At 46.1% G+C, this 20,926-nt stretch carries 23 protein-coding genes; all 23 read right to left on the bottom strand.

All coding sequences use genetic code 11. From position 1 onward, the window contains the following. Positions 1-54 precede the first annotated feature (54 nt). Positions 55-828, bottom strand: a complete 774-nt coding sequence (locus tag SFC66_RS08415) for a CheR family methyltransferase (protein WP_411218250.1) — start codon at positions 826-828, stop codon at positions 55-57. 110 nt (positions 829-938) lie between these two features. Continuing rightward, positions 939-1,388, bottom strand: coding sequence for a nucleoside-diphosphate kinase (ndk, locus tag SFC66_RS08410; RefSeq protein WP_411218249.1), 450 nt, complete (start codon positions 1,386-1,388; stop codon positions 939-941). A gap of 63 nt (positions 1,389-1,451) precedes the next feature. Continuing rightward, the gene (hepT, locus tag SFC66_RS08405; protein ID WP_411218248.1) at positions 1,452-2,423 is read right to left on the bottom strand and encodes a heptaprenyl diphosphate synthase component II; all 972 of its coding nucleotides are present in this window, start codon (positions 2,421-2,423) and stop codon (positions 1,452-1,454) included. 35 nt (positions 2,424-2,458) lie between these two features. Beyond that, entirely contained in the window at positions 2,459-3,178 is a 720-nt protein-coding gene (gene menG / locus SFC66_RS08400) for a demethylmenaquinone methyltransferase (RefSeq protein ID WP_411218247.1), read from the bottom strand. Positions 3,179-3,180: 2 nt separating this feature from the next. Beyond that, positions 3,181-3,963, bottom strand: coding sequence for a heptaprenyl diphosphate synthase component 1 (locus SFC66_RS08395; RefSeq protein WP_411218246.1), 783 nt, complete (start codon positions 3,961-3,963; stop codon positions 3,181-3,183). A 147-nt stretch (positions 3,964-4,110) separates the two neighbouring features. After that, on the bottom strand, positions 4,111-4,383 hold the full coding sequence (locus SFC66_RS08390) for an HU family DNA-binding protein (protein WP_095222655.1): 273 nt from the start codon (positions 4,381-4,383) through the stop codon (positions 4,111-4,113). A gap of 226 nt (positions 4,384-4,609) precedes the next feature. Next, positions 4,610-6,088: a stage IV sporulation protein A gene (gene spoIVA, locus SFC66_RS08385; protein WP_411218245.1), complete on the bottom strand. Its 1,479-nt coding sequence runs from the start codon at positions 6,086-6,088 to the stop codon at positions 4,610-4,612. A 338-nt stretch (positions 6,089-6,426) separates the two neighbouring features. Further along, positions 6,427-6,693, bottom strand: a complete 267-nt coding sequence (locus SFC66_RS08380) for a stage VI sporulation protein F (protein WP_411218244.1) — start codon at positions 6,691-6,693, stop codon at positions 6,427-6,429. 51 nt (positions 6,694-6,744) lie between these two features. Beyond that, a complete protein-coding gene (locus SFC66_RS08375; protein WP_411218243.1) occupies positions 6,745-7,782 on the bottom strand; it encodes an NAD(P)H-dependent glycerol-3-phosphate dehydrogenase in 1,038 nt (345 codons plus the stop codon). Positions 7,783-7,803: 21 nt separating this feature from the next. Continuing rightward, entirely contained in the window at positions 7,804-9,114 is a 1,311-nt protein-coding gene (gene der / locus SFC66_RS08370; protein WP_411218242.1) for a ribosome biogenesis GTPase Der, read from the bottom strand. 105 nt (positions 9,115-9,219) lie between these two features. Continuing rightward, the gene (locus SFC66_RS08365; protein WP_411218241.1) at positions 9,220-9,807 is read right to left on the bottom strand and encodes a YphA family membrane protein; all 588 of its coding nucleotides are present in this window, start codon (positions 9,805-9,807) and stop codon (positions 9,220-9,222) included. A 104-nt stretch (positions 9,808-9,911) separates the two neighbouring features. After that, on the bottom strand, positions 9,912-11,057 hold the full coding sequence (rpsA, locus tag SFC66_RS08360) for a 30S ribosomal protein S1 (RefSeq protein ID WP_411218240.1): 1,146 nt from the start codon (positions 11,055-11,057) through the stop codon (positions 9,912-9,914). Between the two features lie 108 nt (positions 11,058-11,165). Beyond that, positions 11,166-11,750 (bottom strand): lysophospholipid acyltransferase family protein, encoded by a 585-nt coding sequence (locus SFC66_RS08355; RefSeq protein ID WP_411218239.1) that lies wholly within the window; start codon positions 11,748-11,750, stop codon positions 11,166-11,168. 12 nt (positions 11,751-11,762) lie between these two features. After that, on the bottom strand, positions 11,763-12,443 hold the full coding sequence (gene cmk / locus SFC66_RS08350; protein ID WP_411218238.1) for a (d)CMP kinase: 681 nt from the start codon (positions 12,441-12,443) through the stop codon (positions 11,763-11,765). Positions 12,444-12,527: 84 nt separating this feature from the next. Beyond that, positions 12,528-13,202: a flagellar brake protein gene (locus SFC66_RS08345; protein WP_411218237.1), complete on the bottom strand. Its 675-nt coding sequence runs from the start codon at positions 13,200-13,202 to the stop codon at positions 12,528-12,530. A gap of 85 nt (positions 13,203-13,287) precedes the next feature. Continuing rightward, the gene (gene ypeB / locus SFC66_RS08340) at positions 13,288-14,637 is read right to left on the bottom strand and encodes a germination protein YpeB (RefSeq protein ID WP_411218236.1); all 1,350 of its coding nucleotides are present in this window, start codon (positions 14,635-14,637) and stop codon (positions 13,288-13,290) included. A gap of 15 nt (positions 14,638-14,652) precedes the next feature. After that, positions 14,653-15,402 (bottom strand): spore cortex-lytic enzyme, encoded by a 750-nt coding sequence (gene sleB / locus SFC66_RS08335; protein ID WP_411218718.1) that lies wholly within the window; start codon positions 15,400-15,402, stop codon positions 14,653-14,655. A gap of 184 nt (positions 15,403-15,586) precedes the next feature. After that, positions 15,587-16,255 carry a glutamic-type intramembrane protease PrsW gene (prsW, locus tag SFC66_RS08330; RefSeq protein WP_411218235.1) on the bottom strand — a complete coding sequence of 223 codons (669 nt, stop codon included), beginning with the start codon at positions 16,253-16,255 and terminating at the stop codon, positions 15,587-15,589. A gap of 100 nt (positions 16,256-16,355) precedes the next feature. Beyond that, positions 16,356-17,315 (bottom strand): asparaginase, encoded by a 960-nt coding sequence (locus tag SFC66_RS08325; protein ID WP_411218234.1) that lies wholly within the window; start codon positions 17,313-17,315, stop codon positions 16,356-16,358. A gap of 17 nt (positions 17,316-17,332) precedes the next feature. Continuing rightward, complete coding sequence (locus tag SFC66_RS08320) at positions 17,333-18,310, bottom strand: YpdA family putative bacillithiol disulfide reductase (protein WP_411218233.1); 978 nt, start codon at positions 18,308-18,310, stop codon at positions 17,333-17,335. A gap of 81 nt (positions 18,311-18,391) precedes the next feature. Continuing rightward, positions 18,392-19,630 (bottom strand): Glu/Leu/Phe/Val family dehydrogenase, encoded by a 1,239-nt coding sequence (locus SFC66_RS08315; RefSeq protein WP_411218717.1) that lies wholly within the window; start codon positions 19,628-19,630, stop codon positions 18,392-18,394. Between the two features lie 194 nt (positions 19,631-19,824). Next, entirely contained in the window at positions 19,825-20,406 is a 582-nt protein-coding gene (locus SFC66_RS08310) for a genetic competence negative regulator (protein WP_411218232.1), read from the bottom strand. A gap of 195 nt (positions 20,407-20,601) precedes the next feature. After that, a complete protein-coding gene (locus tag SFC66_RS08305) occupies positions 20,602-20,901 on the bottom strand; it encodes a hypothetical protein (RefSeq protein ID WP_411218231.1) in 300 nt (99 codons plus the stop codon). Positions 20,902-20,926 lie beyond the last annotated feature (25 nt).

The following is a 20,926-nucleotide window of genomic DNA, read 5'->3' as shown; positions in this document are numbered from 1 at the left end:
AATGGGTATCTTCTGCTTTTATGTTGATTTTTATATGACGAATGTTTAATGAATTCATTGTTTTTGGTAGAAAAAAGTATCCACTGCGCGTAAATCATATGCATTGGGATTGAAAATCTGTTCGGTGCTGCCGACAAACAGATAGCTGTTGTTTCCGAGTGACTTACTGAACTTTTGATAAATTTCTGCTTTTGCTTCTTCCGTGAAATAAATGAGGACATTACGGCAGATGATGAGATCATAATTCGTGTCATAAGCATCAGCAAGCAGATTATGCTGCTTGAATTGGATATGCTGCTTCAACTCTTCTTTGATTTGAAAAACTGGTCCATCTTGCGTGAAGTAAGCGCTCTTTATTGCAGCTGGCATTTCTTTCAATGCTCTCTCATTATATCTGCCGATTTTAGCTGTATCGAGCACTCGCTGGTCCAAGTCAGTCGCGTGGATTGTGTAAGAAGTTCCATTTGCAAGACGATCCAGCAAGATAGCCAACGTATAAGGTTCTTCCCCAGTGGAACAAGCCGCGCTCCATATTTTCAGAGGCTTCTTCTTCATCAGCAGTTCAGGGAGGATACGGCGCTCGAGTACTTCCCAGCGCTGATAATTTCGATAAAATTCCGAAACATTGATCGTCATGCGATCAAGGAACTCTTCCAACAGTGCTCCGTCACTGCTTATTGCCTGGGAATAAGCTTTGAAATCATGGAAACCCCGTTTATCACGAAGCGTCGTCAGACGCCTCAGCATCTGCGCTTCTTTATATTGCGATAAGTCGATACCTGTATTCATTCTGATTTGCTCAACAAAGTAATCATAATCTGCTGCCACGTCATTGTTCTCCTGTCTTTATATAACTAGTTCCATTTTACTGTATATTACAGACAAGTGGTATAAAAATTTTAAAAAAATGCAGGCATTTCTGCCTGCACGAAAAATCCTTATTCATATAACCAATTTGTTATCGCTTTTTCATACTGAACCAATTCTTTGGCTTCGAACATATTTGCAATCTCACGCTCAGCACTTTCCGGGCTGTCAGAGCCGTGGATCAGGTTCCGGCTCATTTCCACCGCGTAATCGCCTCTGATTGTTCCTGGAGCTGCTTCTGTTGGTTTGGTAGCTCCGATCATGCTGCGTGTAAGTGACACGCTGTCTTTGCCTTCCCATACCATTGCAAATACAGGACCAGAAGTGATATAGCTGATGAGAGAGTCAAAGAAAGGTTTGCTTTCGTGCTCTATGTAATGTGTTTTTGCTTGCTCTTCCGAGACGACCATCATCTTTCCTGCGACAAGCTTCAGACCTTTCTTTTCGAATCTTGTTACGATTTCACCAACAAGTCCACGTTGTACGCCATCCGGCTTTACCATTAAAAATGTTTTTTCCATACTTATTCTAGCTCCCTTTGATAATTTTACTGTAATCATAACAGTACTGTAAGCGTTTTACAATCAGGAGCTGCGCTTACCTATATGTCTAGCAATTTGTTTCAGTGTATTACGATCTCTTGTTGGTGGCAATTTATCCAATTCCTGATATGCTTTCTGTAAGTAGCGGTCACTGATTTCTAAAGAACGCTTGATGCTGTCAGACGCTTTAATATGCTGGATGAATGGTTCCAAGCTTTCCCGGTCGAGTGCTTCGGGATTACGGAACGCTTTCTTGAGATGATCCTTGAAGGATTGGTCCTCACAAGCCAGCAAGGCAGGAAGTGTCATATTCCCCTGCAGCAAATCGCCACCGGCAGGTTTACCGAGTTCGGCTTCGGATGCGGTGAAATCAAGCACATCATCGATGATCTGATAGCTCATACCCACATAATATCCATATCGATACAATGCTCGCTCATACTGCATCGGCGCACCGGATGCAATTGCTCCCAGTCTCGCACTTGCTGCGATGAGAATTGCCGTTTTGCGGCGGATCCGGCGGAGATAATCTTTCAAATGCTGTTCGATGCGATACTTATCCCGGATCTGTTCAACTTCACCGACACAAAGCTCAACAATCGTATGCGCCAGAATTTGATGTGCCCTTGGTTCTTGCAGCTTTGATAGATATTCAAGCGAACGGGCAAAAATATAATCGCCAGCATACATGGCCACCTTATTATCCCATTTTGCTTTCACCGTCGGTTTCCCCCGGCGGAGCTCAGCGTCGTCGATTACATCATCATGGACAAGTGATGCCATGTGAATCAATTCCAGCGCAACTGCAACCGTTTGGATACGCGGCAGTTCATATGTTCCGAATTTTCCGCTCAGTAAAACGAAAACCGGGCGGATCCGTTTTCCGCCAGCTCGGAGAAGCTGTACCGACGCATCCTCCAGGACAGGATGCTCCGCGCGAATGGTGTCAGTCATCGCATCCTCGATCTTGTCCAAGTCCTTTTTTAAATATGAGTATATCATCGGCAGTTTCATTCAGGTCACCTTCATCCGTCCAGACATATTTCCAGTCAGCTTCTGACAGCCGGCTTTTCCCCCATGTGCATGGCTGCAACGCCGCCTGTATATGTCTTAATCTTCACATTCGTCAGTCCTGCCTGCTGGAATAATGCACGGAGCTCCTTTTTACCCGGGAAGTCCTTTGCAGATTCCTGCAGCCAGCTGTATTCGTCATAACTTTTCGCCAGAAGCTTACCCAATACTGGCATGATACGTTTGAAATAGAAATAATATCCTTGTTTGAATCCGATCATCGTCGGCTGGGAAGTCTCCAGGCATACTACTTTCCCGCCTGGCTTTACTACACGGTACATCTCCTTCAAAACTTGAAGATAGTCCGGAACATTGCGCAAACCAAAACCGATCGTCACGAAGTCAAAGGAATCATCCTCAAAGGGCAATTCCATTGCATTTCCCCACATAAAGGATAATTGCTCATGTGGATGTTCCTGGTTTTTCTTTTCTGCCACAGACAGCATATTCTTGCTGAAATCGAGTCCCGTCACTTTTCCTTTTGGCCCGACTGCTTTCGCAAGGGAAAAGGACCAGTCACCTGTTCCGCAGCATATATCCAGGGCAGCATCCCCAGGCTGTACCTGCATTTTCTTCATGACGCTCTTTCTCCAAGCACGATGGCGCCTGAATGAAATGACAGAGTTCATGAAATCATAGCGATCATATATTTTTTCGAAAACGTGATGTACACGTTCTTCTTTCGTTTCTTGTGCCATAATTACCCTTCTTCCAGATATAACTCTTTTTGATGAATTTCCTGAACCAACAGCGAGCGGGAAAGTTCAGCATATGCAGGCGGAAGGCCGTTCAGTTTCGCCTTGAGCCTGTCTTTGGCCGCGTCCATTTCCTGATACACTGCCTCGAGCACAGTCCGCTTACTGTTTTGCCTGTCAAGGATTTCAGCGAGCCTAACAAGCAATGATGTCTGCTTATCCTGCTGTATTTCCTGGTGCAGCCTGCTGATCAGGAAATAGTCATCCAGCACTTCAAGTATAGCTGGATCCGTAAAACGGGAAGCTGCCGTACGGAACAAGCACCCCTCCAAACGTCCAAGCTTGGTAAAGAACGCTTCAAGTGTCGCTGTATCATAATAGAGTGACATCTTTTGTTCGTTGATCTGCTTGATGCCTGAGGCGAGCAGTGCCACCATATCGATATCATCAAGACCCGCTAGTATCTGATAATACAAAGCACTGTAATAATTGCCGGCCAAAACGGTCAGCTGCCGGTTTTCCCGTTCTTCTGCCATTTCATCGGCTTTGGTCTGCTTGATTACTTTATCATGTGTATCCAGCGCCAATTGAACAAGCATAATGGTAATCATATAGTCAGTCTGCTGCTTATCGGGCAGGTTCGTTTGACCAAATAGCGTCTGCAGTGCCAGCAGCTTATTTTCATCCAAGAATGGTGCTTCTGTATTCTTGTCAAGATAAGATTGCTGCATGCGCTGTTCTATTTTATTTCGTAGTGTATGTAGCTTTTCCATGGATGCATAGGACAAAACAATCACCTGCGCCCTTTTCGTATTTCAAACTGTATAAAAAGTATTATAGCACAGCATATCCCTTTTCGTCTTGTCTGCAAGCTCACCGAATAAAAAAGGGACACCTGATGTAGTCAGGCATCCCTCATTCAAGCCCATATGTAATTATTTCACATTGTCTTTAAGGGCCTTACCGGCTTTAAACGCTGGAACTTTGCTAGCTGGGATTTCGATTTCTTTCCCAGTCTGCGGGTTGCGGCCTTTACGAGCAGCACGCTCACGTACTTCGAAGTTACCGAAACCGATCAATTGTACTTTGTCACCTTGTTTAAGAGAATCCATGATTGAATCGAAAACCGCATCGACAGCTTTCGTAGCATCCTTTTTAGAAAGATCGCTTTTCTCAGCAACAGTATTGATTAGATCTGTTTTATTCATGTTTACACCTCCCTGGTATCACCTTGAACAATATACAATAGCGTTTGCTATCATTTGTTCACCATAGAGATAGGTTTTATACCTACCCATACCGCTTACGTTGCGATATCAACGCTTATAATATACGACTTAGCAGCATAATTCAACAGAAAACGCCATAAAACCTTAAATTAATTGGATTTTCGTGATTTTTCCCGGCAAAAAAATAAAGCGGCTCGATTGCCGCTCATAGAATGATCGCAATCAAACCGCCGGATCCTTCGTTGATGATCCTTTCCAGCGTCTCTTTTAATTTATATCTGGCATTTTCAGGCATCAAGCTGATCTTCCCCTGTATGCCTTCCCTTACGATGCTGTTGAGGGAGCGTCCGAAAATATCCGAATCCCAGATTGACAGCGGATCTTCCTCGAAGTCTTGCATCAAATACCGGACAAGTTCCTCACTTTGTTTCTCTGTTCCGATGATCGGTGCAAATTCTGAATGGACATCCACCTTGATCATATGGATACTCGGTGCCACAGCCTTAAGTCGAACACCGAAGCGGGAGCCTTGGCGAATGATTTCCGGCTCATCGAGCGCCATGTCCTGCAGACTCGGTGCGGCAATGCCATACCCTGTCTGCTTCACCATGTGAAGGGCATCGGATACTTGATCATACTCCCGTTTGGCATGGGAGAAATCCTGCATCAGCTGCAGCAAATGATCTTTTCCGCGTATTTCTTCCCCGACAATCTCTTTCAATACTTGGTCATACAAGGCATTGGGAGCATGCAAATCGATCTCGGCAACCCCTTCACCAAGTTCCATCCCTGCAAGGTTAGCTCTTTCGATATAATCATATTCATCGAAATAGCTCACTACACGGTCAACATCGCGAAGCCGTTTGATATCCTTGACTGTTTCCTGGATGGCTGCCTGATAGTTGGAACGAAGCCAATGATCCTCCTTGAGTACCATGACCCAGCTTGGCAGATTCACATTCACTTCCAGAACCGGAAACTCATACAAAGACTCACGAAGCACACTGTAAACATCATGTTCCGTCATGCTCTCGACACTCATCGCGAGTACCGGAATATCATATTTCTCGGTCAATTCCTGACGAAGCAGTTCGGTATTCTGGTTATGCGGTGTAACGGAATTGATGACCATGATGAATGGCTTGCCAACTTCCTTCAATTCAGAAACGACGCGCTCTTCCGGTTCCACATAGTCACTGCGCGGAATTTCACCGATGGAACCATCCGTCGTGACGACGACACCAATGGTACTGTGCTCCTGAATGACTTTGCGAGTGCCGATTTCGGCTGCATCATGAAACGGAATAGGCTCTTCATACCATGGTGTATTTATCATACGCGGCCCATTTTCATCCTCGAAACCTTTCGCTCCGGCCACTGTGTATCCTACGCAGTCGACGACCCTGACGCTCACTTCGAGTCCTTCGTCCACTTGAAGGGAAACAGCGTTGTTCGGAACGAATTTCGGTTCTGTCGTCATGATCGTCCGTCCTGCTGCGCTTTGCGGCAATTCGTCCTGAGCCCGGGCGCGCTCTGCTTCATCTTCCATATTAGGCAGGACAACCAATTCCATGAACTTCTTGATAAAAGTCGATTTCCCTGTTCGGACAGCCCCTACCACCCCTAGGTAGATATCGCCGTTAGTCCGCTTTGAGATATCTTTAAAAATATCTACTCTTTCCAAAAGATCCCCTCCCGATCTACTTTCGATGCATGGACAGTCTTAGCTACATACACTAGCAGTTTATGATGTTGTCCTATCCAAATATGCTAGAAATTATGGATTCCTTGCCTGCTGGCATCAAAGGGCGGATTTGCAGGAAAGGACGAACAGCATATTGCCCTCTGCCGATAATCTATGCGCGTGCCCGGAGGATCATAACCATAAAAAAAGGAAGAAGCGAAAGCTTCCTCCTGAAAGAGACTAAATATACCCAAGGCAACCTAGAAAAATATGCTGGTGCGAGTTAGTTTATGCGCAAAGGGCGAGAGGTGGTAAGTTGTTCTGCCCAATTGGCACAGTTAGTTTTTGAATAACTTGCTTAATGTGCTCATATCCGTCGGCATATTGTTGCCGATGATTGCTTTGACGATTTTATCTTCTTTCTCTGCTGTCAGCGGTTTACCTGCCATAGCAGCCAATTGCTTCACTAGCCCGCGCACCGTTGCTTCATCTTGAAGGTTTGCACTTTTAACGGAATTGGCCACCTTATAGATATCTTCAGCCTTTACATTCGATTTCTTTTGAATTTGATCGATCAGGTTTTTCTGAAAGTCTGCCACATTCATTCCTCCTCACAGATTAGCTACGAAACAGTATATGCAAGGAGGGGGAAAATGTTAGCGGGCATTCAGTACATCTTGAAGATCATCCATTTCATGCTTCGGCAGCCTTGTCATCAGCTGATCGACGATATCTTTTGCTTTCGCGCCATGGAAAAGGATTTGGCTGATGCCTTGTGTGATCGGCATTTCCACGTTTGCCTTATCTGCAAGCTCTGCAACCGCCTCCGTGGTCCGTACGCCTTCGACGGCCATGCCCATCTGTGCAAGCGCCTCGTCCAGACTCATGCCTTTTCCAAGCATATTGCCTGTGCGCCAGTTACGGCTGTGGACGCTGGTGCATGTCACGATAAGATCCCCCATGCCAGATAAACCGATGAACGTCAGCGGGTTTGCCCCCAAATGCGTGCCAAGACGGGCAATCTCAGCAAGTCCCCTTGTGATCAAGGCAGCTTTTGCGTTATCTCCATAACCCAGTCCATCAGATATACCCGCACCTAGCGCGATGATATTTTTCAAACTGCCGCCGAGTTCCACACCGACCATGTCTGTGATGGTATACACACGGAAGTTCTCATTCATGAACAGACCCTGGACTTTTTTCGCTTCTTCCATATCCTCAGAGGAGGCACTCAGCGTCGTCGGCTGTCTTTTCGCTACTTCCTCCGCATGACTCGGCCCGGATAATACGACGACAGGACGATGCTCGACTGCTTTCAGTTCCTCTTCGATCATCTGGGAAACTCGTTTGCTTGTTTTAGGCTCGATGCCTTTTGTGGCGTGTGCGATGACGGCATCGGCTGGAACATGTGCTGCCAGCTTGGCTGTCACCTCGCGAGTCGCTTTGGCAGGTACGACGAGGATGACAGCTGCTGCCTCACGTACGGCTTGTGCCATATCGGTATACGCAGTGATAGATTCAGGCAATGTCACTCCTGGCAAATATTTTTCGTTAAGCCGCTTTTCATTGATATCTGCTGCTTGATTAGGATTATGCGACCAAAGTCTGACTTCGTGACCATTATCGGCTAAAACCATGGCAAGAGCTGTTCCCCAGCTTCCGGCACCAAGTACTGCTGCTATCTTTTGTGTCATAAAAATCCCCCTCGTCCCAGTTTACGATCTTCTTCTTGGGAAGATCTTGATTGGTGTACCAGTGAATCCGAATGCTTCCCTGATCCGGTTCTCCAAGAATCGGACATAAGAGAAATGCATCAATTCAGGATCGTTGACGAATACAGCGAATGCCGGCGGCTTGACGGCCACTTGTGTGGCATACAGTACTTTCAGACGCTGTCCTTTATACGTCGGAGCCGGATTCATTGCCAAGGCATCCATGATCACATCATTCAAGACATTCGTCTGAATGCGTTTTGCGTGGTTCTCACTTGCAGTCAATATCGCTGGCATCAAAGTGTGAATCCGCTTTTTCGTTTTGGCAGACAAAAAGACGATCGGGGCATAATCAAGATAAAGGAAATGAGCACGGATTTCATCTTCGAATTCTTTCATCTTCTTCTCATCCGATTCGACAGTATCCCATTTGTTCACGACGATGACGATTGCTTTACCCGCATCATGGGCATATCCGGCAATCTTTTTATCTTGTTCGATGATACCTTCTTCGGCATTGATCAAAACAAGGACGACATCGGAGCGTTCAATCGCTTTCAATGCACGGAGTATGCTGTATTTTTCAGTTGTTTCATACACTTTTCCGCGTTTACGCATACCGGCTGTGTCGATGATGACAAAATCTTGTCCTTCTCTTGTGAAGGAGGAATCGACTGCATCACGCGTCGTTCCTGCCACATCACTCACGATGACACGTTCTTGATTAAGAAGCGTATTGACTAGGGAAGATTTGCCGACATTCGGTCTGCCGATCAAACTGAAATGAATCGTTTCTTCATCTTCCTGCATTTCGGCACGCTCAGGGAAATGCTGAACGGCTGCATCAAGCAAATCACCAAGACCCAAACCGTGTGTACCGGATATCGGGAATGGTTCTCCGAAGCCAAGGCTGTAAAATTCATAAATCTGATCGCGCATTTCCGGGTTGTCCACTTTGTTGACGGCAAGCACAACCGGCTTATTGGAACGGAATAGAATCTTCGCTACTTCTTCATCCGCTCCGGTGATACCTTCACGTCCATTCACCATGAAGATGATGACATCCGCTTCGGCGATGGCAAGTTCTGCTTGCTCGCGGATTTCCACCAAAAATGGAGCATCCCCGATTTCGATACCGCCAGTGTCGATTATGTTAAAGGGCTGGTTGAGCCACTCAGCTTCCGTATAAATTCTGTCACGTGTCACACCAGGTGTATCTTCCACTATGGAGATCCTTTCCCCGGCAAGACGGTTGAATATTGTTGATTTTCCTACGTTTGGTCTGCCTACGATGGCAACTACTGATTTCCTCATGAAAGGAACATCCTTTCCTACTTTCCTTTATGTGCTGGTCCTTCTGTTGCAACCTAACTGTTTTATTCTAGCAAAAGCGCCATAGGGAAACAATAATTTTCGACATCATGTTCGTCTTGCGTTCCAATTCGACCTATTCCGAAGATAGTTTTTCAGCTTTGCCATCAGCTTGGCAAGTATCAAAAGCAGCAGTACAGTTCCCAGTACATCCAATGCTTTGAAACTTCCCGCTTCCTGGTCAAGACCATAGATACTCAGTATCACTATATAAATCACTTCCCCGATGGCAAACCCCAAACAGATAATGCCCAGCTGCAAATAAAAATTTCTAGTCAGGTAGACAGCAAGCAAAAATAAAATCAATGAAAAAGTCAGTACGCGCGGCACGAGCAAGGCAACTGGATTCGTCAGCTCCCAAAGCAGCATACCTGTGTAGCCGATCGATATGCATATACTCCCGAAGGTACCGCGGCCTACACGTTTGCTGGCGAAAATGAATAGAAAGCCGATGACAGCAAGCAAAAATACGACAGCGAAAATACGGCGACCAGCAAAATCAACACTAAATCCAGTCAATGAAATCGTCAGCAAAATAGCGAATCCAAATAAAGTCCTCGCCAGCGAATGACGCATAAAAAAAGTCACCAGGATCCAGCTGATCCATGCTGACCAATAAAAGAAGAATCCATCCATATTCTCCCCTCCCTTTATGAGCATTATGACAAGAGAGGGCGAAAACTATACGTGAAGCATCAAAAAAACCAAGCCTGCCGGATAACAGACTTGGTTTTATATCATCATTTCTTATACTTATTCAATTTGTCACCGAGAATATCTCCAAGCTGGAAGCCGGAATGCTCCTCTTCTTTTTCATATTCTTTGATGACTGCATTATCTTCATCTTGTTCCAATTCCTTGATGCTCAAGCTCATACGTTTTTCGTCTTCGTTGACATCAAGAACCTTTACTTGTACTGTTTGGCCTGGCTCAAGCACTTCCTGCGGCGTACCGATATGACGGTTGGCGATTTGGGAAATGTGGACAAGACCTTCCACTCCAGGGAATACTTCGACGAATGCACCGAAGCTCACAAGACGTTTCACTTCACCATCAAGTACATCCCCTGCTTGTGCACGGCTGCTGATGTTTTCCCATGGTCCAGGGAGTGTCTCTTTCAAGGATAAGCTGATACGCTCATTTTCTTTGTCGACACTAAGGACTTTGACTTTGATTTCCTGACCTTCTGTTACCACATCAGAAGCTTTTTCCACGTGTTCGTGTGAAAGCTGGGAAATGTGGACAAGTCCGTCGATTCCGCCGCCAATGCTGACAAAGACACCAAAGTCAGTCAAACGCTGCACAGTACCGTCGATCACTTGATCTGCTTCCAAAGCATCAAGCACTTCCTGTTTCTTGGAAGCTTCCTCTTCCTCTGCAACTGCACGATGGGAAAGGATCACGCGGTTTTGTTCGCGGTCCAGTTCGACCACTTTCAGGGTAAGCGGTTTTCCTTTGTACTCTTCGAATTCTTCGACAAAGTAAGTTTCCACGAGTGACGCTGGAATGAATCCGCGCAGTCCGACATCGACGACAAGACCGCCTTTTACGACTTCCTTGACTTCTGCTTCGAAGACTTCTCCGGATTCAAATTTCGCTTCAAGATCCTCCCACGCAAGTTCAGCTGTGACTGCACGCTTGGATAGGACTACTTCTTCGTCATCCACTTTTTTCACTTTAAGTGTCAACTCTTCACCTTCACTCACTGCATCGGCAGCACGCTCAACATGAAGACTGGATAATTCGCTGATTGGCAGGATACCTTCCACTTTGTAGCCAATGTCCACCAAAGCTTGTTTATCCTCTACTTTCACCACTTTACCGGTTACAGTATCGCCTACAGACAATTCCTTGAAATCCGTAGCTTGCTCATTCATTTCATCCATCAAAGAGACCTCCTTCAGTTTACGAGACAAAACATAAATAAAAAAACATAGAAATGTCCTTTTTTCTAACTTCTAACATTTGAAGATATTTGTCAAGTGATAGGGCATTTATCCGGCATGCTTGTTCATTAGAAGTTGAATTTCATCCATGATCACCTGTGACACTTCTTTAGCAGGAGCTTTACGCTCTTTCAGCTCTTCCATATCGATCGGCGGTCCATAGATTACTTTTAATGCTTTTACCCCTTTGTAAGAGCCGATAATCGCACAAGGCACAACTTTTGCTTCCGAGCGCATGGCAAAGAAACCTATTCCAGGAAGTGGCTCCCCGAGCTTGCCATCCTTACTTCTGGTTCCTTCCGGGAACAATCCCATCGTCTTGCCTTCTGCCAGGATGTCCAAACCCACACGAAGTGCGGCACGATCCTGCATGCCCCGTTTCACCGGAAATACATTCAATTTTTTCATGAGCCAGCCGAGCGGCTTGGGCTTGAAAAGCTCACTCTTCCCCATGAAGGCTATATCACGCGGACATGTAATACCCAATATGGGCGGGTCAAAATTGGAAATGTGATTGGAACAGACCAAAACCGGCCCTTCCTTGGGAACATGTTCCTTGCCATAGACTTTTATACGGAACATCGGGTAAAAGGCGGCACTGAGAATCATCTTACCAACGGTATATAATGACATTATCCCTGCTCCTTATCTTCCGGCAGCCTCATGTACGGCCTTAAGGATTTTTTCTACAACGCCATCTATGGAAAGAGCAGTCGTATCGATCTCGACTGCATCTTCCGCTTTTACCAGAGGAGATGCTTCCCTTTCGGAGTCGAGCTTGTCCCGAAGACGTATATCTTCTTTCAGCTGCTCCAAGTCGGCTTCGAAACCTTTGCTGATATTTTCCTTATAACGGCGCTCTGCCCGCTCTTCCACTGAAGCGATCATGAAAATCTTGACTTCCGCGTTTGGAAGGACACGTGTCCCGATATCGCGTCCATCCATGACGATGCCCGTATCTGCTGCAAGCTTCTGCTGGCGCAGCACCATTTCTTCCCGTACAAGCGGGTGTTTGGCAACGATGGAGACATTTTTCGTCACCTCATTCGTGCGAATCGCTTCTGTCACATCTTTGCTGTTTACGAAAACTTTCTGACCGTCTTCGTGCTGCATCAAGATGATATCGATTCCTTGCAGCAAATCAAGCAGCGCTTCTTCAGATTCCAAGTCAGCTCCTGCTTCAAGTGCTGTCAGCGTAAGCGCACGGTACATAGCTCCAGTATCCACATAGACGAAGCGTAATTTCTTGGCGACTAATTTGGATACTGTACTTTTGCCTGCAGCAGCAGGCCCATCGATCGCGATGGCGATATTTTTCAACGTCATTTCATTCAATCCTTTTTCTCATCATAATCAGAAATTAAACCTAATAAAGCATACCATAGGATAGCAGCTTGGTCTATTTGAAGTCTATCTTGTCCGCAGTCCTTTTTTACGTTGTTCGCGCTGCCTTTCAAAACAGAATCGGATAATTGCCTGCCTGTCCCTTTCCTCGATATCATCGAATCGGATGCTGGTAATTATTTTACCTGTTTTCTCGTTATGGACGATACGTACGATGGTCCCTGCTACAGAAAGAAATGACGGTCCTTCCTTTTGCAGGCTGTATGCAAGATACATCTTCACCCTCATCTTTTCCATGAACGCATGTTTCTCCGGCAGCAGCATGGACAGACCGCCTCCGCTGATATCCAGTGTGATCGAAGATACTGGGGGAATGTCTCTTTCCTCGCTGTAAAGCGCCACGTCGGTGCTCGTCATGATGCGCACATATTGCCGACGCTGAATTTTATGGAATTCCTCTTCATCCGGCATCGTCAATCGCAAAGCAGGAACTTTCAGCATTTCCCGTCCTTGCAGCACTGTATGGAATGTATAGGCATTTTCATCTTCCGTTACGTATAACGCTTTGAAAGTTGTACCAACCGGAAAAATATCCGTCCGTTTTGTCTTTTCGTTTATAGGATAATCGATATAAATCGTCTCTTCCGTCATATCGATGATTTTCGACCGATAACGCAGCCATTCTCCATTCAGCGAATCATCTGTCTTTTCTAATACTAAAGTACTCCCGATTTTCAGCAAACGCCTCTCCTCTTCCCGTGAATCGTTCTTTCTTCCTATTATTGCAAAAATAATCAAAAAGGGGAAGGCTGATTGCCATTCCCCTTTACGTACTTTGCAAGAAACGAGCTTCTGTCGTCGTCTGTTTCTCGATTTCTTCTTCTTTTCCTGTATCTGCATTGACGTAGATACGGTACGTATCGTCATTACGTGTGCCCATGATTTCATAGACAAGGGTCTCTTCATGCGTATCATTTTCGATCAAAGCAAGATGGGTTTCTTGAACCTGGACATTCCGATTCAATTTTTCCGCTGCTTGCTTTTCCGTCAGCTTTGGCTGTTCGAGTTTGCGCTCATGATGATTCATGAAATAATCCCGGGCATTATAGCCTAATATATCACCATTATCAAGCGCGACCTTTACCTGGACAATATCTGCATAGACGCGAACATCATCTTGCACAGGTACAAAGAAATAGATACCGACAGAGTCATATTGACTGCTTTGCACCATTTCCATGTTTGTCAGCTTCTGTTTTTCAAGGAATTCCTGGGCTTTTGCTTGCGCATCATGCAATCCGAGCTTCGGTTCCTCGCGCTCGCGCTGCATCATCAATGTGAGGATATGTCCTCCTTTTTGACTGATATCCATATATCCGCTTTCTCCATCTTTCTTATAAGAGAGACTATAAAGGGGGACATCAGAACCTTTTCCGGATTTCCCGGCACTGATACCGGTGATCGTATTCAGTCCGAAAGCATCAGCTGCTATTGTTTTCGCCTTTTTTTGGTTGATTCTCTCGCCGGTGACACCTTCGAATTTATGCTCCTCATTGGAAGCAGGCAAAGCGCCATTATTGAAGTCTTTTTCCTCATTGAAACCGTTCGAGGTATTTTCCACCGTTTCGAAACTGCTGATGATGGCATTGTCTGAGTGATCTGGCTCATCGTCCGACAAGGCCATATCCACGTCAGTCCAATGCAGGTTCTCACCCAAAACCGTATTCTGGACACCGCGAAGTTCATCCTTGATTTGACCGGCATTGTCGTGCAGCTTTTCCAGTCGCTGCATTTCTTCTTCTGACAATGGTTCTTTATCCAAATCCCTGACTGCCGTCTTATAAGTGAAATCTCCGATGTCCGTTAAAAATTCCTCTGTCTTTTCAAATGGCAGCAGCGCAAGCGGGAGCTGCCCTACATCCGTATGTGCCTCAGACGATAAACGCCAGATTTCGGCCAGCTGCGGCGATAGGGAATCCCTGGAATTCATCGCAAGTGTCGCGCCGATTTTATCGTGTAGCGTATCCACACGGTAAGTCAGCTCATGGAAAGACCTCTGATAGTTGTTTTCTGCTTGCATCCTGATATCATTTTTGTCCTGCCGCTCATTGAAACCCCAAATTGCTGTACCGGTAAGTGCCAGTGCCAGTACACCGATTATCACCCATTTGTACATCCTTCGCACTCCTTTCTACATACAGAAAATATGTTCCCCGATTGTTTTGATTTGAGGTCTGCCCCAAATCCAAGGTGAAGTGGCTGTATTCGGATTGAAATAATAGATAGCTCCTCCGGATGGATCCCAGCCGTTGATAGCATCGATCACTGCTTGTTCCGATGTTTTATCCGGCGTCAGCCAAATCTGACCATCCGCAACTGCAGTGAAGGCTCTCGGCTCAAAGATGACACCCGATATCGTATTCGGAAACGCTGCATTTTCGACTCTGTTCAAGATGACTGCCGCGACAGCCACTTGACCTTCATAAGGTTCCCCGCGTGCTTCACCGTGCACTGCATTGGCCATCAACTGAATGTCATTTTGCGAATAACCGTTTGGAACATTGACTGCTGATGTATTGGAAGCTTGTGCTTTGCCGCCTCCATTCCCTCCGCCGCCGCGTTTTTTGACCTGCTGCTCTTGCGGAGTTCCGCCATAATAGGTGAATGTATTGCCTTCTTGTATTTGCCGCATGACAAAAGCCTTATCATACTTTGTAATGGAAACCAGTTTATTTTTCGCCTCTGAACCTGCGACCCCGTCAATCTCCATCCCAAATTCATATTGGAAATTACGTAAAGCCCAATAAGTGCTCCAGCCGAAAACACCATCTATCTTTTTGTTATAGAACCCGGCATATTGCAGTCTTGCTTGCAGTTCCACAACATCGTCTCCTGTTGCTCCCTGCTGGATCACCTGTTCTGAGAAGGCGTTTGTCTGCATGGGAGAAAATAAAACCGCCCCTAGAAAAAGCAGACTTGCACAAAGCAGTTTGCAAAGCCCCATCTTCCTTTGTTCCATTTTACATACCCTCCAACCTGACTAAGATCTGACTACCTGTAGTTTCTTCCGGCATGTCCAAATTATGCAGTAAAAAAAGAGCCAAGCAGATTCTCTGCCTGACTCTTTATTTGGTTGCTTGTATCCGTTCGATTGGATGCTGAATCGCCGCGCGGACCTTCCGCAATCCGATGATCCATAAAACGATCATGAAAGGTACCTGCACATAAATCCAATTGAATGTCACTGCCAATAAGATATAATCATAAAATCCATGAAGCAGGAATGGTATCAGCATGGCACCGAAGATACGCAACCGAGGGTATCTGCTTCCGAATTTCGCTTTGCCGAGATAATACCCCATCATGACACCGAAAAGGGCATGTGAGGATACTGGGAATAGTGCGCGTGTGAAAGCATAATCGACACCATGGGCAAATAAATAGAGTATATTCTCCACCGTCGCGAATCCCAAACTGATGCTGACGCCGTAAATGATACCATCATAGACAGAATCCATTTCCGTATGCCGAAAAGCGGTGTACAAGAAGATGAACCATTTGAAGAATTCCTCCATGAAACCGATCGTGAAGAAGGAATACATCAGCGGATGGGAACTGACTCCTTCCGCTTTCAGCGCATACTGAATGAACATGATGGGAAACACAAGCAGAGCGCCATATAGAAAAGTCCGCAAAACCATGCCTAGCGGCTCGGGCTCCAGGCGATCTTTCAAGTAGAAGAAAGTCAGGAGCGCAAGTGCTGGGGCAATCGCAGCGGAAAGGATGGTAAGCATGATAGCACCTCTTCCAACTAACAATCTACCTTTATGGTATCACGGGCTCAGTCCTTTTGGAATACATTGCTGGAAAGAAACAGGAAATAGGTCCTGAGGTCTATAAAGAATCGGCTGTCTGGTCGGATGCAAGCGCAACAGCAAGCTCGATGCGCGCCTTCTTGCTATCTTGATCCTTCCCAAGCATCACACCAGCCTTATATAAATCATAGGCACTTCCTTCATAGTCATATGTCGTGTACACATTGCCCTCTTCCGATGCAGTGGTCAGGATGATCTTGATACCGGCCTTCAGAGCAAGCAAGATTTCTTCTTTCATCTTCGGCGCTACCTGTCCACGTCCGACACCTTCCAGCACAATACCCCTTACGCCCGCTTCACGCGCTGCTTTCAGGAATTTCCCATCCGCTTGCAGATAACATTTGATGATATCCACTTCAGGCAGTTTGCTTTTCAGTTCATACGTATTCCGTCTCACCGGCTTTTGGTACAAGTAGACTCTGTCGTTGTCGATGATGCCCAAATAGCCAAATCCGAATGCATTGAACCCTTGAATATTGGAAGCATGCTCCTTCTTCACATACTTCGCCGGAAATATCCGTTCATTGAAGACGACAACCGTGCCACAATCATGCAGCTGCTCATCATAAGCCGCCAGGACGGCATGCCGTAAATTGATATAAACGTCCGAACCTAAATGATGAATCGCACGTTGTGAACCGGTCACGACGACCGGACGCGCATCGCGGATTGTCAAGTCAAGAAAATAAGCGGTTTCCTCTAGCGAATCCGTTCCATGCGTCACGACGATACCTTTTACATCCGGGTCCTTCAATTGGTCTTCGATCATTGCTTTTAAAGACAGCAAATCATCAAATGTAATGTGCATGCTAGGCTTTTGAAGTGCATTCACCACGATCACTTCGATATGGTCCGGCAAGTCAATCTGGCTGCGCAGTTGATCACCTGTCATTTCGCCGGAAGCGAGTTTGCCGCTTTCTTCGTTGGGCACGCTTGCTATCGTGCCGCCTGTTGTCACCAACACTACTTTCCCCTTCATATGCAGCTTCCTTTCTGTCAGATCCGCGAAGCGATCGACTGTGCAATCTTCCCGCCGTGGAAACGTCCGTTTTCGATGAAAACTTCGTTATTATTATTTCCCGCAGCAATCACGCCAGCGATGAAGATGCCCGGGACATTCGATTCCATCGTCTCTGGATCATGATCAGGTTTCCCTGTTTCCGGATGTATCATGATACCCATATTTTGCAGCAGCTTCAAGTCAGGACGGTAGCCGGTCATGGCGAAGACGAAATCAGCATCGACTGTATGTGTCTGTCCATCCATTTTATACACGACTTGCGTTTCTGTGATTTCTTTAATATGTGCATTGAAGCGATGATCGATGTACCCATTGCGGGCCAACGATTCATATTCCGGCAAAATCCAAGGTTTCACGCTTTTGGAGTACGTACTGCCGCGGTAGAGCGCAGTGATATTCGCACCTGCTTTATGAAGTTCCAGTACTGCGTCCACGGCAGAATTCTTGCCGCCGATCACGGTGACATTTTTGCCGAAGTATGGATGAGCTTCTTTGAAATAATGAAACACATGCGGCTGATCCTCACCAGGCACTTGCATCAAGTATGGCTGGTCATAGTATCCTGTCGCCACGATCACATAATCAGCTTGGTATGTCTTTTCTTCCTCTTTGATCGTTCTGGTCGTCACGGTGAAATCATGTATGTTTCCTGAAACTTGCAAAACACGCTCAAAAGTATGTATCCGCAATTCCCGACGCTGTGCCACAGTCCGGTAATAGGCAAGTGCCTGATTTCTCACCGGTTTTTTCATTTCGGTGACAAAAGCGATGTCACCGACCTCGAGCCGTTCACTTGAACTGAAAAATGTCTGGTGCGTCGGATATTGATAGATGGAATTTACGACATTCCCTTTCTCGATCAGCAGCGGTTCGATACCGATTTTCTGCAGCTCGATGGCTGCGGAGAGTCCGCATGGACCCGCTCCTATGATGATTGCTTTTTCTTTTTGCATTGTACTGCCCCTTTCCATCCCTTTTTCCAAGAAAAGAGAAAGCCCTTATCCTTTTGTCAGGATAAGAGCACATACGATAGTTTAGATCCAGCCTCTGAACCTGGAAGCTTCCGCCATCTTCCGGACACCGACCATGTATGCAGCGAGTCTCATATCGACCCGCCTAGTCTGTGCAGTCTGATAGACATTAGAGAAACCTTTCAGCATGACTTTCTCCAATCTTTCTTCCACTTCTTGCTCCGCCCAATAATAACCTTGGTTGTTCTGCACCCATTCGAAATAAGAGACTGTTACGCCTCCTGCAGATGCGAGAACATCCGGCACCAATAAGATGCCGCGTTGTGTCAGGATTTTGGTTGCTTCGAACGTTGTCGGCCCATTTGCTGCTTCGATGACGATTTGGGCTTTGATATTATGTGCATTATCCTTGGTGATTTGGTTTTCCACTGCTGCTGGCACTAGTATATCGCAGTCAAGCTCCAATAGTTCCTGGTTGGATATGGTAGATTTGAACAAGTTGGTCACCGTTCCAAAGCTATCCCGCCGATCAAGCAAATAGTCGATATCCAGACCATCCGGGTCATGAAGCGCACCATATGCGTCTGAAATACCGATGACTTTTGCACCAGCCTCATGCATGAACTTTGCCAGATAGCTTCCGGCATTTCCGAAGCCTTGAATGACAACACGGGCTCCTTTGATCGAAATGCCCTTCTGTTTGGCTGCTTCTTTCAGGCAGATTGTCACGCCTTTGGCTGTAGCTGTTTCCCTGCCGTGCGAGCCTCCAAGCACAATCGGCTTACCAGTGATGAATCCCGGATTATTGAATTCATCCATCCTGCTGTATTCATCCATCATCCAAGCCATGATCTGGGAGTTGGTCATCACATCTGGTGCCGGGATATCTTTTGTCGGACCTACAATTTGGCTGATGGCCCGTACATAACCGCGGCTCACGCCTTCCAGTTCACGGAAACTCATTTCACGCGGATCACAGATGATACCGCCTTTTCCCCCGCCATAAGGCAAATCGACGATTCCGGCTTTCAAACTCATCCAAATGGATAATGCCTTCACTTCATTTTCGCTTACTTCCGGGTGGAAACGTACGCCGCCCTTGGTGGGACCGACTGCATCATTATGCTGTGCCCGATACCCGGTGAATATCTTCGTACTGCCATCATCCATCCGTACTGGTATACGGACTGTCATCAACCGGACCGGTTCTTTCAGCAGTTCATACATTTCCTCCGGATAACCCAGTTTTTGCAAAGCCGTCTGTACGACTTTCTGTGTGGATTCTAATACGTCCCTATGCATGTTGTTGGTAGATTCCGCAGCTTTGTCGGCCACTGTTTGTACCTCCTAAATAATTCCCCATCTTGTGCAGCGTTTTTAATCAATTCAATCTTCCAATCCATTTTATCAAAAAAGCGGAGAGATGAATAATGAGAACACATTCATGTGACAAAAATTAAAAAGATACCGGCGGATGCTCCGGTATCTTACCTGACTTAACTGAAATACGTGTGGATCTGCCGTATTGCATCCTCTTCGAAAATCTTCTTGCCGTATTCATGAAGCCTTACCGAGGTGACAATACTCGGGTTGGCGAATTCAGACATGACTGCAATGAGATTTTCCCTTGCAGTAGGATGAAGCAGCGTACGGATCTCCATGTAATACAAATCGTTCATGAAATACACAGCGGCGTCTTCGATACCGATCTGCTCCAGCTGACGTGAAACACTGATGATGTCTTCAAAATCAGTGAATGAAAAGATAAGCTCCCTGCTTTCGTCAAGCGTCACTTTCATTTCGATATAATCCTCTTCTTCTTCGAAGTCTTCCGTCTGCGGATACTGCGTGACAATGATTTGCATCCCTTGTGCTTGAAGAATATGCACTTGAACCAGAAGCGTTCCTTCCAATTCAAAGCCCAATTCATCGCTTGCTTCATACATCATATCGTGAAAAAGCTGATGAACGCCCGGAAGATCATGCCACAGATCTTCTTTAGTCAAGCCTCTCTCGATTAAATCGTCGAAGGTAAGAAAGATCTTGAATTGATTTAATGAAACGCGCTCTAACTTCATCACTTTTCCCCCTTGGATGCCATTCTAGATATAGATAGCATATGATTCGCTTTATGTTTTGTACGCGGCACGACCCCAGATGGGTGCGTCCATTTTAATGATACGCTCAAGTCTCGAATAGTAAGGATCTGTACGTATAATTAGTATATTAATCTTTGAGTTAAAAATACCCTTGTTGTCCAAACTGAAAACGGCTTAAAATAAAGACGGAATCGACAGCGGCATATTCGTGTACATCAGTATGAATGCAATAACCGCAAGTACGATGGCCGTAAGGAGGATGAACCTGGCGATACCTCCGTTCCAGTGCAGGCGGAATTTCGTTTTCTGCCCGTCATGGATCGTCCGGCGCGGCGGCAGATTAAGAATATCGATGCGCTGGACCTCAGGTTCCGATTCCTCTTGTTTGCCGGGTATTTCCTCTTCGCCTGCGGACTGCGTAACAGATGCTACCAGTTCCTCTAGATTCTGGTCTTTCTCTTCTGTCTTGGCCATGAAGTGTCCATCCTTCCATTCCGTT

The sequence above is a fragment of the Terribacillus saccharophilus genome, assembly GCF_046592895.1.
Lineage (GTDB): Bacteria > Bacillota > Bacilli > Bacillales > Amphibacillaceae > Terribacillus > Terribacillus saccharophilus_D.
The sequence above is the reverse complement of the archived record's forward strand: the minus strand, read 5'-3'. Positions and strand labels throughout refer to the sequence as shown.